Annotated in this window: 12 protein-coding genes and 1 rRNA gene; 11 read left to right on the top strand and 2 right to left on the bottom strand. The window is 47.9% G+C overall.

The annotated features are described in order from the left end of the window. The first annotated feature begins 64 nt into the window (after positions 1-64). The 6 genes from B8880_RS05700 to B8880_RS05675 all read left to right on the top strand — a co-directional run bounded on the left by B8880_RS05700 (position 65) and on the right by B8880_RS05675 (position 4,796). Positions 65-745 (top strand): TIGR00153 family protein, encoded by a 681-nt coding sequence (locus tag B8880_RS05700; protein WP_084256662.1) that lies wholly within the window; start codon positions 65-67, stop codon positions 743-745. Between the two features lie 36 nt (positions 746-781). Beyond that, positions 782-2,044 (top strand): inorganic phosphate transporter, encoded by a 1,263-nt coding sequence (locus B8880_RS05695; RefSeq protein ID WP_084256661.1) that lies wholly within the window; start codon positions 782-784, stop codon positions 2,042-2,044. A gap of 138 nt (positions 2,045-2,182) precedes the next feature. Beyond that, positions 2,183-2,797, top strand: a complete 615-nt coding sequence (locus B8880_RS05690) for a TIGR04211 family SH3 domain-containing protein (protein WP_084256660.1) — start codon at positions 2,183-2,185, stop codon at positions 2,795-2,797. A 23-nt stretch (positions 2,798-2,820) separates the two neighbouring features. Then, on the top strand, positions 2,821-4,098 hold the full coding sequence (locus tag B8880_RS05685) for a multifunctional CCA addition/repair protein (protein WP_084256659.1): 1,278 nt from the start codon (positions 2,821-2,823) through the stop codon (positions 4,096-4,098). 126 nt (positions 4,099-4,224) lie between these two features. Continuing rightward, positions 4,225-4,470, top strand: a complete 246-nt coding sequence (locus tag B8880_RS05680; RefSeq protein ID WP_084256658.1) for a hypothetical protein — start codon at positions 4,225-4,227, stop codon at positions 4,468-4,470. Next, positions 4,461-4,796: a type II toxin-antitoxin system RelE/ParE family toxin gene (locus tag B8880_RS05675; protein ID WP_084256657.1), complete on the top strand. Its 336-nt coding sequence runs from the start codon at positions 4,461-4,463 to the stop codon at positions 4,794-4,796. Before B8880_RS05680 ends, B8880_RS05675 begins: the two co-directional genes overlap by 10 nt. Here B8880_RS05675 and B8880_RS05670 read toward each other — a convergent pair. After that, a complete protein-coding gene (locus B8880_RS05670; RefSeq protein WP_084256656.1) occupies positions 4,793-5,686 on the bottom strand; it encodes an endonuclease/exonuclease/phosphatase family protein in 894 nt (297 codons plus the stop codon). The genes B8880_RS05675 and B8880_RS05670 overlap by 4 nt on opposite strands. Positions 5,687-5,816: 130 nt before the next feature. On the opposite strand from B8880_RS05670, the gene B8880_RS05665 reads away from it, so the two are divergent. The 5 genes from B8880_RS05665 (at position 5,817) to tilS (ending at position 14,074) form a co-directional block, all read left to right on the top strand. After that, the gene (locus B8880_RS05665; RefSeq protein WP_084256655.1) at positions 5,817-7,169 is read left to right on the top strand and encodes a cation:proton antiporter; all 1,353 of its coding nucleotides are present in this window, start codon (positions 5,817-5,819) and stop codon (positions 7,167-7,169) included. 30 nt (positions 7,170-7,199) lie between these two features. Then, positions 7,200-10,697: a DNA polymerase III subunit alpha gene (gene dnaE / locus B8880_RS05660; RefSeq protein WP_084256654.1), complete on the top strand. Its 3,498-nt coding sequence runs from the start codon at positions 7,200-7,202 to the stop codon at positions 10,695-10,697. A gap of 94 nt (positions 10,698-10,791) precedes the next feature. Then, entirely contained in the window at positions 10,792-11,745 is a 954-nt protein-coding gene (accA, locus tag B8880_RS05655) for an acetyl-CoA carboxylase carboxyl transferase subunit alpha (RefSeq protein WP_084256653.1), read from the top strand. An 88-nt stretch (positions 11,746-11,833) separates the two neighbouring features. Beyond that, positions 11,834-12,697, top strand: a complete 864-nt coding sequence (gene pdxY / locus B8880_RS05650; RefSeq protein WP_084256652.1) for a pyridoxal kinase PdxY — start codon at positions 11,834-11,836, stop codon at positions 12,695-12,697. A 63-nt stretch (positions 12,698-12,760) separates the two neighbouring features. Beyond that, the gene (tilS, locus tag B8880_RS05645) at positions 12,761-14,074 is read left to right on the top strand and encodes a tRNA lysidine(34) synthetase TilS (RefSeq protein WP_084256651.1); all 1,314 of its coding nucleotides are present in this window, start codon (positions 12,761-12,763) and stop codon (positions 14,072-14,074) included. Positions 14,075-14,444: 370 nt separating this feature from the next. On the opposite strand, the gene rrf is transcribed toward tilS, so the two are convergent. Beyond that, positions 14,445-14,560: ribosomal RNA gene (gene rrf / locus B8880_RS05640) — 5S ribosomal RNA — on the bottom strand. Positions 14,561-14,662 lie beyond the last annotated feature (102 nt).

The raw sequence follows: 14,662 nt of genomic DNA, 5'->3' as shown, positions 1-14,662 counted from the left end.
ATGAGAGGGGTTTCCGCCCTATAACTTCAGTTTTATTATTTTATCGTATATTGGAGCTAATGCTATGCCAATCAACAATATCTTGGGACTATTTGCTCAATCCCCGCTCAAACCTTTGCAAAAACACTCAAATAAAGTCAGCGAATGCTGCGATATTTTAGTGCCGTTTTTTGAAGCCACCTTTAATAATGACTGGCAACTGGCGGAAGAACTCCGCAAAAAAATCTCTGAAGCGGAAAAAGAAGCGGATACCCTAAAACGTGAAATCCGTCTGAAACTGCCGCGCGGTCTGTTTATGCCGGTGGAACGCACCGATTTATTGGAATTGGTTACTCAACAAGATAAATTGGCAAACTATGCCAAAGATATCGCCGGACGTGTTATCGGACGCAACCTGTGCATTCCGTCATCATTGCAAATCGAATTTCTGGAGTATTTAAAACGCAGTCTGGATGCAACTCACCAAGCCTCTTTGGTTATCGAAGAAATGGATGAATTGCTGGAAACCGGCTTTAAAGGACGCGAATTGAATTTTGTCAATAAAATGATTAACGAGCTGGATTCCATCGAAGATGATACCGACCACCAGCAAATTTTATTACGCCGCCAACTGTTGGAAATTGAAGATCAATACAAACCGGTTGATGTGATTTTCTTATATAAAATTTTGGAGTGGATCGGCGTCTTGGCGGATCAGGCTCAGCGTGTCGGTTCGCGTATCGAATTAATGTTGGCCCGTTCTTAATCCCATACCCAAAACAACAATAACAAAGGATCTTGTATGGAATTTATTGCACAATACGGTAATACCGTTGTAATTATCACTGCGATTGCCGGTTTGTTGATGGCTTTCGGTATCGGTGCCAATGACGTCTCCAATGCGATGGGAACCTCGGTCGGTTCCGGCACCATCACCGCTAAACAAGCTATTTTAATCGCTATGATTTTTGAATTTGCCGGCGCTTATCTGGCCGGTGGCGAAGTGACGGAAACCATTAAGAGCGGTATTATCGATCCCAGCTTGTTTGCCGATGTTCCCGAAGTTTTGATTCTGGGTATGATGTCGGCGCTGTTTTCCGCCGGCGCTTGGTTGCTAATCGCTTCTTACATGGGCTGGCCGGTTTCGACCACTCATTCGATTATCGGCGCCATTATCGGTTTCGCCTGCGTCACCATCGGGCCGCACACTGTCGACTGGGGATCGGTCAAGGGCATTGTCGGCAGCTGGTTTATCACTCCGATTATTTCCGGCATCGTAGCCTATACCATTTTTATCAGCACCCAACGCCTGATTTTCGATACCGACAATCCGATGGATAATGCCAAAAAATGGGGGCCTTTTTATATGGGGCTGACCAGCTTTATCCTGAGTATCGTCACCATGACCAAAGGCTTAAAACACGTCGGCTTACATCTCAGCGGCATGGAAACTTTTTTAATTTCACTGGCGATAAGTGCGGTTTCGATTATTTTCTGCTATTTCTACTTCCGCAGCGAAGCCTTTAAAAACCGCGTTCAAGGCGGTGCATTCGGCGGCGTGGAAAAAGTCTTCAGTATTCTTATGCTGCTCACCGCCTGTTCCATGGCATTCGCCCACGGTTCAAACGATGTCGCCAATGCGATCGGGCCATTGTCGGCAGTGGTTTCAATCGTTGATCACGGCGGCGTAATCAGCAGCAAAACCGCACTTGCCTGGTGGATTTTACCATTGGGAGCGCTGGGTATCGTCATCGGTTTAGCCGTTATGGGCTATCGGGTTATGGGAACGATCGGCGGCGGGATCACCGATTTGACGCCGAGCCGCGGCTTCTCAGCCGAATTTGCCTGTGCGATTACCGTAGTGATTGCGTCCGGTACCGGCCTGCCGATTTCAACCACCCAGACATTGGTCGGCGCCGTGCTCGGTGTCGGTTTTGCACGCGGTATCGCCGCCCTTAACTTGAATGTAATCCGTAATATTTTTGCCTCTTGGGTGGTCACTTTGCCAGCCGGAGCAATCTTTGCTATTATCTTCTACTACATTTTAGACGCTATTTTTATTTGACCTTTTTTCTCAAACATCAGGGCAAATAACAGCCAACAAAGCAAGGCGGGGCACTATCTCCCCGCCTGCCATTCAAAAGCAATATGCAAAAAAATAGCGCTCAAAACAGATATCCGCTGTCAATTAATTGGTATAAGCATGAAAAAACTACTTAAAGCCGTTTTGCTCGGCACCTTCCTGACCGTTGCCGCACAAAGCGCCAGCGCCGAAGAAATCCGCTATGTCACCGAAGATCTCAGTACCTATCTGCGTCGTGGTGCCGGTGACGATTACCGTATCTCCGGTTCTATCAAATCCGGAGAAAAAGTGACGGTGTTAAGCCAAAAAGACAAATATAGCCAAATTCGCGATAGCCGCAACCGTGAAGCCTGGATTTTGACCAGTGAGCTGAGTAGGGAAGCCGGCAGTAAAGAGCAGATTCCCGCACTGAAAAACCAAATCCAAGAATTAAGCCTGAAACTTAACCGCATTGATGAAGAATGGCAGCAACGGGTTGCCGAAACGCAACGCCGCTCCCGTCAGGCAGAGGTGCAAAGCAGCCAGTTACTGGAACAAAACACCCAGCTGAAACGCCAACTGGAAATCAGTACCAATAAAAATAAAGAGTATGAAGCCCTGCTGAGCGCCGAAAAACAGGAGATTATCATCCGCTGGTTTATTTATGGCGGCTCGGTGATGCTGGTCGGGTTGCTGCTCGGCTTGATTCTGCCGAACATTCTTCCGCGCCGCCGTCGCCGTGACGGTTGGTCTTAAATTTTTGCTTTAACGGTGTTTCGATGATCACAAACCAACCGCACTTTGACGTTTACCTCGTCGGTGGCGCTGTGCGCGATCAACTGCTCGGCTTAACGGTTAAAGATCGCGATTGGGTTGTGGTCGGCGCAACGCCGCAACAACTATTAGCACAAGGTTATCAGCAAGTCGGACAAGACTTTCCGGTCTTCCTGCATCCGCAAAGCCACGAAGAATACGCCCTCGCCCGCACTGAACGCAAGCGCGGTCACGGCTACCAAGGTTTTGCGGTCGATTTCACTCCCGATATCAGTTTGGAACAGGATCTACTGCGACGGGATTTAACCATCAACGCCATTGCCCAACGCCAAGACGGGGAATTGATCGATCCTTACCACGGCATTCAGGATCTGCAAAACCGCACTTTGCGTCATGTCTCCCCTGCTTTTGCCGAAGATCCGTTGCGCGTGTTACGCGTTGCCCGTTTTCATGCCCGTTTTGCCCATCTGGGTTTTAAGGTTGCCGCCGAAACCCTGCAACTGATGCGGCAGCTCACCGCAAGCGGCGAATTGGCACATCTCACGCCGGAACGGGTCTGGCTGGAAACGGAAAAGGCGTTAACCACCGATTCGCCTCAGGTTTATTTCCAAACTTTACGCAACTGCGGAGCGCTAGCCGTGCTGTTTCCTGAAATTGAGGCACTGTTCGGCGTGCCGAATCCGCCGCAACATCACCCTGAAATCGACAGCGGAATCCATACCTTAATGGTGCTGCAACAAGCGGCTAAACTGACTGACAAACAAGCAAACGCAGCCATGATCCGCTTTGCCGCACTATGCCACGATTTAGGCAAAGCCCGCACCTCGCCGGCTAACTGGCCTCATCATTACGGCCACGAAGCACTCGGCGTGCAGCCGACAACGGCGTTATGCCACCGCTTAAAAGTCCCAAATTCCTATCAGCAATTGGCATTGTTGAGCTGCCGTTATCATAGCCATATTCACCGCATTCAAGAGCTGAAAGCCAGTACCGTGGTGCGCCTGTTTGACAGTTTGGACGTATGGCGCAAACCCGAACATCTGCAAGCGCTGATCACCGTATGTATCGCCGATACGCGCGGCCGTTTGGGCTTTGAACACAGCGACTATCCGCAAGCGGATTGGGCAATGGCGTTTTATCAAAGTGCGGTTTCCGTCGATGTGCAGCAAATCATCGCCGCCGGTTATCAAAAACAGCAAATTCGCGAGCAATTGACCTTGCAGCGGATTGCAGCGGTTAAACAGAAAAAAATGGCGTTGCATACCCTGCTTCCATCGGCTTAATTAAGCTGAAGAATGCACACTATTCCACGATCAATTGTAGCGAATGCCCACCGCACTTAATATATAGCGATTTTTAGTAACTTTTGTTATATTGGCTTCTGTCATGAGTTATTATCGAGGTCAACCATGGATATCCAAAGCAGAAAAATAGCGTTTGTGCAAGAATTCCTAAAATTACAAAATGAGGAGCTTATTTCTCAATTTGAAGCTTTGCTCGTACATGAAAAATCCGCCGCCGACACAGCAAGCGATCTCCAACCGATGAGCCTAGACGTATTTAATCATAGAATTAATAAATCCATGGCAGAAGCTAAAAACGGACAATTAACCTCAAACGCAGATTTAGTGGTAGAAATTGAAAAATGGCTTTAAAAGTATATTGGACCGATTTCGCGAAAAACGAATTAAAACAGATCATTCTCTATTATAAAAGCCATGCCGACACGCAAATCGCTAAAAATATCGCGAGAAAAATCACGGATTCCGCCAAAAAGCTGGGGGATTTCCCTCAACTTGGCAGTCTTGAACCGCTGTTAAGTCGGCACAGCGACGGCAAAGAAAAAAATTTTCGTTATATTATCAGCACAAACTATAAGATTATTTATTTCATCAATTCTAGTAAAAATCAAATTGAAATCATTGATATATTTGCCACCAAACAAAACCCTGAAAAATTAGCCCGTTATACATTCACCTAATTCTGTACATTCAACTCAAATTCCACCACCAACGGATTATGATCCGAAGCGGTTGTTTGTTCGCTATAGGCACTTAACACTTGAATATCGCGCACAAAAATATGATCGAGCGGATTGCCCATAAAATTCATGCGCACATCGGGTGTGAACCGCACTTCGCTCAGTGCGTATTGCTGCGCCAGCTCTTGAATCAAGCTTAGGCGTTTACTGTTCCAACTGTTGAAATCGCCGGCTAAAATAATCGGGCCTTGATGTTGGCTGACCAAACGGAACATCTCCCTTAACTGGTTGCGGTAGTTTTGCGGATTCCACTCAAAATTCACCAAATGCAGGTTGATGATCAGCAAAGTGCGGTCTGCCGCCAGCGGATAAACCGCCGCTTGTGCGATTTTCGGAATGCGGATCCAAGGTTCGTTTTCACTGCCGACGCAATAGCGCTGCGGCAGATAATTCGCCAGCAACATCACGCCCGACATATCGCCGTGATAGGCAAAAGTGCCGGCTTGTATGCCGTACCACGTTTTGTCGTCGGCTAAAAAGTGCGGTATTTGGTTTTGCACCGTCGCTTCTTGCAGCAACAAAAAATCCGCTTGCTGCGAATATTGCTCGATTTTTTGTTGCCAACCGGCATCTTGCCCTTTATGCAGATTCCAAACCACCAGCTGAAACCGCGCTTTTAGCGCAACTTCCGCGCGAAGCGGCGCTTGATGGTTAAAACAAACCGTGTTGGCGGAAAGTGCGGTCTGTTGATAAGCCGACGGCGGCAAATTGAACGTTTCGATTTTCGCTTGGGCAAAAATCTCTAAAAAACTGAGGCGGTAAAGCGCAACGCTCAACAGCAATGCTAAAAACACGCTGCCGTATAAGCAAAAACGCGATAATTTTTTCATTCTATCCCCTAACGTCGGAAAAATCTTGATGAAGCACAATATAACACTTTACATCTAATCCTCGAATTGTTTTAATTTGCACTACTTTTTCCGCTTATAAGCCGTTTCATTTTGCTTGAGGTTTTCTGCTATGGGTATTTATACCTACATCTGTTTTCTGTCTGCGCTCTCTATTTTAATTGGTTTTATCACCAGCAAAATCAGCGCGCGGATTCAATCTACCATTGCGATCAGTGCTGCGGCCATGGTCGGTTCCCTGTTTTTATTGATTAGCGGAACATTCGGTTGGTTCAGTATCGAAAACATTGCCACCGGCATTATGCAGCAGATTGATTTTAAAAGTTTTTTACTAAACGGGATTTTGGGATTCCTACTGTTTGCCGGCGCGCTGGGCATCAAATTACCGATTCTGAAAGATCAAAAATGGGAAATCACGGTGTTCGCGCTGTTTTCCACGCTGGCTTCGACCTTTATTATCGGCGGCTTAATCTATTTAGCCGCACAGTTGATCGGGCTGCCGATTCATTTTATTTACTGCGTGCTGTTCGGTTCGTTAATCTCGCCGACCGACCCGATTGCAGTCTTGGCGATAATTAAAAACCTGCGTGCGCCGAAACGCTTATCCATGCAAGTGGAAGGCGAATCCTTGTTTAACGATGGGGTCGGCTTGGTGGTTTTCGTCACGATTTTTACCGTCGCTTTCGGCGGGGTAGAGCCGACTGTCGGCGGAATTTTCGAGCTGTTTATACATGAAGCCGTCGGCGGTATTATTTTCGGATTTATCTTGGGACTAGCCGCCCACCTGCTGATTTCCGCCACCGATGACGGCAGCATGGAAATTCTGCTCACTCTGACCATTCCGACCGCCGGCTTTATTTTGGCCAATACCTTGGGCGTTTCCGGTGCTTTGGCAATGGTCATTTCCGGCATTATGGTCGGCAACTGGACCCGCACCAAAGGCTTCTCGGAGCAAAGCCAACGCTATTTGGATCACTTCTGGGAGATGATCGATCACTTCTTAAACTCACTGCTATTCCTGTTAATCGGTTTGGCATTGCTGCTAATCAACGTTTCTTGGCAGAGTTTTATCCTGATGTTGTTGGCGATTCCTGTCTGCCTGTTTGCGCGCTACGCCAGCCTGTGGATTCCCTATACCCTCTTTACCCGTTTCCGCACCTACAACCCTTACACCTTAAAAATCATGACCTGGGGCGGACTACGCGGCGGTTTGGCACTGGCAATGGCACTGTCGATTCCTGCACAAACCGCTATGATCGGCGATACCAATCTGGACGTGCGCGATGTCATTTTGGTTATGACTTATGCCGTGGTGATGTTCTCTATTTTGGTACAGGGGTTGACGATTGAGAAAATGATTCAACAAGCCAAAAAAGTCGATCCGAACAAAGAGGATTATCTCCGTCCGACGGCTGAAACCAAAGCGCGCAAAAATGATGACTTAAACGCTTATCTGTCGAAATAGCGCGCTATGTCAGGAAATATCTCAGAGAATATGTCAGAAAACAGTATCCCGACGCCAACCGCGCCGCGTTTCGTGCATTTGCAGGTGCACAGCGATTTTTCGATGATCGACGGGCTGGCAAAAGTCAAACCGTTAATCAAAACCTGCGCCGCGCAACAAATGGTGGCGATGGCGCTGACCGATTTCAGCAACTTCTGCGGCTTGGTCAAATTTTACGGCGAAGCCCTGTCCAACGGGATTAAACCGATTATCGGCGTCGATGTGTTGGTACAGAATGAAAGCGGCGGCGAGCCGTTCTCATTGACGCTACTGGCAAAAAACAATACCGGTTATCAAAACATTACCCTGTTGATCTCCCAAGCCTATCAACGCGGTTACATGGATAAGCCGATTGTTGATCAGCAATGGTTGATCGCACGCCGCGACGGCATTATTATTTTATCCGGCGGTCGCAACGGTGACGTGGGTAAATATCTGCTGAAACAACAACTTGATAACGCCAAAACCGCACTTTCGTTTTACCGGCAGTATTTTGCCGATCACTACTACCTGAGTTTAACCCGCACCGGCCGCAGCGACGAAGAAAACTATATCCAAGCGGCACTCGGCTTGGCGCAAGAGTACAATCTGCCGGTGGTGGCGACCAATGAGGTCTGCTTCCTCACTCCCGAAGATTTTGACGCGCATGAAATTCGGGTGGCGATTCACGACAGTTTTACCCTCGACGATCCGAAGCGGCCGCAACACTACAGTGCGCAACAATATTTCCGTTCCGAACAGGAAATGTGCGAGCTGTTCAGCGATATTCCCGCAGCGATTGAAAACACCCTGCTGATTGCACAACGCTGTAATGTCACCATTAATTTGGGCGAATATTTCCTACCGCAATTCCCGACCGGCGATCTCAGCACCGAAGATTATTTGGTCAAACGCTCCGAAGAGGGGCTGGAAGAGCGGTTGTTAACACTGTTTCCCGATCCGGAAGTACGCAAACAACGCCGCCCCGAATATGACGAACGCTTGAAAATCGAGTTAGACGTGATCAATCAAATGGGCTTTCCCGGCTACTTTTTGATCGTAATGGAATTTATCCAGTGGTCGAAAGACAACGATATTCCGGTCGGACCGGGGCGTGGTTCCGGCGCCGGCTCGCTGGTGGCTTACGCCTTAAAAATCACCGATCTGGATCCGCTCGAGTTTGATCTGCTGTTCGAACGTTTTCTGAATCCGGAACGGGTTTCCATGCCCGATTTTGACGTGGACTTCTGCATGGACGGGCGCGATCGCGTGATCGAACACGTCGCCGAAATGTATGGACGCGGTGCCGTTTCGCAAATCATCACCTTTGGTACGATGGCCGCCAAAGCGGTGATCCGTGATGTGGGACGCGCACTCAGCCACCCTTACGGTTTTGTTGATCGGATAGCAAAATTGATTCCGCCGACACCGGGCATGACCTTGGCGAAAGCTTTTGAAGAAGAGCCGATGTTGGATCAAATTTACAACAACGACGAAGAAGTCAAAGCGTTGATCGACATGGCTCGCAAACTGGAAGGCGTAACCCGTAATGCCGGCAAACACGCCGGCGGCGTGGTGATCTCACCGACCTCGATCACCGATTTTTCACCGCTCTATTGCGATCCGGAAGGTTTGCACCCTGTCACCCATTTCGATAAAAACGATGTGGAATACGCCGGCTTGGTCAAATTCGACTTCTTGGGATTGCGCACCCTGACCATCATCAAATGGGCGGTCGATATGATTAACGCGCGCTTGCAAAAAGAGGGCAAGCCGCCGATTAATATCGATCGTATTCCGTTGGACGATCAAAAAGCCTTTGAGGTATTGCTGAAAGCCGAAACGACCGCGGTGTTCCAGTTGGAATCGCGCGGTATGAAAGATTTGATCAAACGGCTGAAACCGGACTGTTTCGAAGATATTATCGCGTTGGTGGCGCTGTTCCGCCCGGGTCCGCTGCAATCCGGCATGGTGGATAACTTTATCCGGCGCAAACACGGCGAAGAGGAGATCTCCTATCCTGATGCAGAGTACCAACACGAATCGCTCAAACCGATTTTAGAACCGACCTACGGCATTATTTTGTATCAGGAACAGGTGATGCAAATCGCCCAAGTATTGGCCGGTTATACCCTAGGCGGCGCCGATCTCTTGCGCCGCGCCATGGGGAAAAAGAAACCGGAGGAGATGGCGAAACAGCGCTCGGTATTTAAAGAGGGTTCAATCAACAATAATGTTGACGGCGAACTGTCGATGAAAATTTTCGACTTGGTAGAAAAATTCGCCGGTTACGGTTTCAACAAATCCCACTCCGCCGCCTATGCGTTGGTGTCTTACCAAACGCTATGGCTGAAAGCGCACTATCCGGCGGAATTTATGGCAGCGGTGATGACCTCCGAGATGGACAACACCGATAAAATCGTCGGTTTTTACGATGAGTGCCTGCGCATGGGCTTGACCGTCACCCCGCCGGATATCAACAACGGTCACCACCGTTTTAGTGTCAACGAAAAGGGCGAAATCGTTTATGGTATCGGCGCTATCAAAGGCGTGGGCGAAGGTCCGATCAACGCCATTATCGAAGCCCGCGATCAAGGCGGGCGTTTTAAAGATCTGTTCGATCTCTGCGCGCGGGTCGATCTGAAAAAAATCAACCGCCGTACGTTCGACAGCCTGATTATGTCCGGCGCTTTTGATAAATTAGGGCCGCACCGCGCCGCACTGGCGAAAAATTTACAAGATGCGCTCAAAGCCTCCGATCAGCACGCCAAAGACGAAGAAAACGGGCAAGTGGATATGTTCGGCGTGTTAACCGAAGCGCCCGAAGCGGTGGAAATCGCCTACGCCAATACGCCGAAATGGTCAGAAAAAACCATTTTGGACGGCGAACGGGAAACGCTCGGGCTCTATTTAAGCAGCCACCCGATCAGCCGCTATTTAAAAGAGCTGTCACACTACAGTTCACACCGTATCAACGAACTACAACCCAACTATCGCGGACAAATCAGCACCGCCTGTGGTTTAATCGTCAATTCGCGGATTGCCGTAACCAAAAAAGGCAACCGTTTGGGGATTATTACCCTCGACGATCGCTCCGGACGTTTAGATGCGACGCTGTTCAGCGATGCGCTGCAAAATTACGGCGAATATCTGGAAAAAGATCAGATCGTGATTATCAGCGGTCAAGTCAGCCATGATGACTTCACCCAAGGCCTGAAAATGAACGTGCGCGAACTGCTGCCGCTCGATCAGGCACGCAGCCGTTATGCTAAAAGTTTAGCGATCTGCCTGACCCAAGAGCAAATCACACCGCACTTTCTACGCCAATTTAAACACATTCTCAATCCCTATAGCGGCGGTGTCATGCCGGTGCATATCTACTACCAAAGCCCGCAAGGGCGGGCTTTACTCAGATTAGGTACGCAGTGGCGGATTCAACCGCACGACAATTTGCTTGATCAATTAACCGATATGCTCGGTGAAAATCAGGTAGAATTAGAGTTTGAATGATTTTTTAAAGAAAAAAATGCCACAAGCTGAGAAATAGCTTAAAATGAGCGAATTATTTTACAGCCCTTAACTTATTGACCAAGCAGGAACCAGCATGAGCCAAGAATTTTTAGATTTTGAATTACCGATTGCCGAACTGGAAGCGAAGATTGAATCATTACGCTCTGTTACTCAACAGGATGACAAAATCAATCTTGACGATGAGATTAAACGCTTGCGCAAAAAAAGCGCCGAATTAACCAAAAAAACGTTTGCTAACCTTGATGCCTGGCAAGTTTCCAAAATGGCACGCCATCCGCAGCGCCCTTATACGCTGGATTATATCGAACATATTTTCACCGATTTTGAAGAATTGGCAGGTGATCGCGCCTTTGCCGACGACAAAGCCATCGTCGGCGGCATTGCCCGTTTGGACGGTAAACCGGTGATGATTATCGGCCATCAGAAAGGCCGTACCGTGAAAGAGAAAGTGAAACGCAACTTCGGAATGCCGGCGCCGGAAGGCTATCGCAAAGCCTTGCGCCTAATGCAGCTGGCAGAACGTTTTGGCATGCCGATTATCACCTTTATCGACACACCGGGTGCTTATCCGGGCGTCGGTGCGGAAGAGCGCGGTCAATCGGAAGCAATCGCCCGCAATCTGCGCGAAATGTCGAGCTTAAAAGTGCCGGTGATTTGCACCGTCATCGGTGAAGGCGGTTCCGGTGGCGCGTTGGCGATCGGTGTCGGCGATAAAGTCAACATGCTGCAATACAGCACCTATTCGGTGATTTCGCCGGAAGGTTGCGCTTCTATTTTATGGAAAAGTGCGGATAAAGCCCCACTTGCCGCCGAAGCGATGGGGATCACCGCCAAACGCTTGCAAGAACTGAAATTGATCGACAATATTATCGCCGAACCGTTAGGCGGGGCGCACCGTGATGTGCCGTTAATGGCAAACAACCTGAAGCAACGGCTGCTGAACGATCTGCAAGACCTTGAATCGCTTGATCAAGCATCTCTGCTGGATCGCCGTTACCAACGCTTAATGGGCTACGGCTACTGCTGATTTATCCCTAACCGCACTTTGCCTAAAAAATCAAACCATAAGTGCGGTTTCTTTTTCACGCTTTTCCGAGTTATCAAGGTTTATAAAAATGAAAAATGTTCTCTCCATTCAATCCCATGTTGTATACGGCTATGCTGGCAATAAAGCGGCGGTTTTGCCGATGCAATTATTGGGCGTTGATGTTTGGCCGTTAAATACCGTGCAGTTTTCCAATCACACCCAATATCAAAAATGGAAAGGCATGGTCATTCCAAAAGAGCAAATTGCTGAAATCACACAAGGGATTGCGGATATTGACGCACTGCATGAATGTGATGCGGTGCTTTCCGGCTATATCGGCGCTGCCGAACAAGGACAAGAGATTTTAAATACCGTCAAACGGATTAAAAGTTTAAATCTGAATGCGATCTATTTTTGCGATCCGGTGATGGGTCATCCCGACAAAGGGTGTATCGTCGCCCCTGGTGTCGCCGAATTTTTGGTTGAGCACGCTCTGCCTGCCGCCGATTTGCTCGCGCCTAACTTAGTCGAATTACGCGAATTAACCGGCTTGCCTGTTGAAAATTTTAACCAAGCCCTTGATGCAATAAAATTTTTATTGGCAAAAGGTGTGAAAAAAGTGCTGGTCAAACATTTAAGTAAAGTCGGCAAAGAAGCAGATAAATTTGAAATGGTGTTGGCAACGCAAGCAGGAATTTGGCATATCAGCCGTCCGTTACACGAATTTGTCGGGCGTGATCCGGTCGGCGTCGGCGATTTAACCAGCGGTGTGTTTTTGGCAAATCTGTTAAACGGCAAATCCGATCTAGAGGCGTTTGAACACACAGCGAATGCCGTGAATGATGTAATGAGCGCAACCCAACAAAGCGGCAAATACGAACTGCAAATCGTTGCCGCCCGTCATTTGATTATGCAACCGCAAAGTCAATATAAAGCCGTAAAAATTGCTTGATTAAGCTATATAAGGGCGGAGATACCGCCCGCTAAACACTTAGATCTTTAACAGGTGGGGCTAATGTTCGATTTTCTCGCTCAATTACACCGCACTTTGCTGCAACAGCAAATCAGCCAAGCCTCATTTCTGCTGGCTTACAGCGGCGGCTTGGATTCCAGCGCACTACTATCCCTTTTCGCACGTCTCAAACAACAGCTGCCGCAGCTCAAATTACGCGCTATTCATGTTCATCACGGCTTAAGCCCCCACGCTGACCACTGGGCGCAACATTGCCGCCGGCAATGTCAGCGATACGATATTCCTTTAATCGTCGAAAAAGTGCGGTTAAGCAATCAAAAAGGTATCGAAGATGCCGCCAGATCGGCCCGTTACTATGCCTTTAAACAACATCTGAAACCACATGAAATTTTAGTAACCGCCCATCATCTGAACGATCAAAGCGAAACCCTGCTGCTGGCACTAAAGCGCGGCAGTGGGATTAAAGGTCTCGCGGCTATGCAAGTGCGCTCAGAGCTATGGCAGATTCCGATTTTTCGTCCGTTGTTGGATTATTCTCGTGATCAGCTGCTGGATTATGCGCAAACTGAGGGGCTAAGTTGGATTGAAGATGAAAGCAATCAAGATAACCGCTACGATCGCAATTTCCTACGCAATCACATTTTGCCGCCGCTACGCGAACGCTGGCCACAAATTGACCGCACTTTGCAGCGCTCGGCACAGCACTGTTTTGAACAATACCAATTATTGCAAGAGCTGCTGCTGCCGGTGTTTGAACAGCACTATTGTGCCACTGACCGCACTTTAAATATCAGTGGCTTTACCAAGTATTCCCGACATAAACAGGCTTTTTTACTGCGCCTGTGGTTAGAAAAGAATGCTCTTGCCATGCCTTCGCAAAGACAATTGTCACAATTAATCGAACAAGTTATTTCTGCCGCACAGGGCAAACAACCGCAATTACGCTTGGAAAACAGCATTATCCGCCGTTATCAGCAGCGTCTTTATCTCACGCCAAACTACGCTGATATTTCCCGGCAGATCATCAAGGTGGTTTTTGAACAGGAAATTCCACTGCCCGATAATCTAGGCAACCTCTTTTTTCAATTAAAAACAACGCATATAGTCGTTATTTGGCAAAAAACAAGCGGTACTGTAAAACACACTCTCCCGCTTCCAAACAGGGATCAATCCATTCAAATCCGTTTTCACTATTCCGGCAAAGTACGGCTAGCCCGCAATCGAGCCAACACTGACATTAAAAAAGTTTGGCAACATTTTGCTATTCCACCTTGGCAACGCTCGCGTATTCCGCTCGTGTTTTACGCAGAAAATCTTATCTGTGCATTAGGTGCTTTCGTTGCAGCCGGAAAATAAAATGCAGTATAACTTTTTTATACTATTCTAAATTTTGATGATGTTGATTCGTAAAAACTCGGATTATCCTCTCCGCGCAAAACTTTTATTAACAATGTTTCTAAAAAGTAAGCCGTACCTGCCTTTTTATTTTCCCTTTCCACCTCTCTTCGAGGTGGTTTTTTATGCCTGTAAAAAAGAATAAGGAACATACTTTTCTTCAAAGGACTGTCAACCGCGCTTTGAAAATAATTTTCGATCTAAAGTGCGGTATGCCTGCAATTTAAAAGTTCAGTCAACCGCACTTTCTCTGACATGTTCTTAATCCGCACCCGCCAAATGCAAAAAACCCTTAGCATCACTACTAAGGGCTCTTGTTCTATTCAATAATATCCGGCGGTGTCCTACTCTCACATGGGGAGACCCCACACTACCATCGGCGTTACGGCATTTCACTTCTGAGTTCGGCATGGAATCAGGTGGGNCTACCGCACTATCGCCGCCGGAATAATTCGGCTTGATTGTCTTTGTTTCTTCTGTTCTTTATTTTTTATTCTTTCAGCTTTTCTTTTGCTGTTAGTCATATTCGGTCACAAGCTAATCTGATTC

The organism is Pasteurella testudinis DSM 23072, assembly GCF_900176075.1.
In the GTDB taxonomy this organism is placed as follows: Bacteria; Pseudomonadota; Gammaproteobacteria; order Enterobacterales; family Pasteurellaceae; genus Chelonobacter; species Chelonobacter testudinis.
Note: the sequence above shows the minus strand (reverse complement) of the source record. Positions and strands in the feature narration are given on the sequence as shown.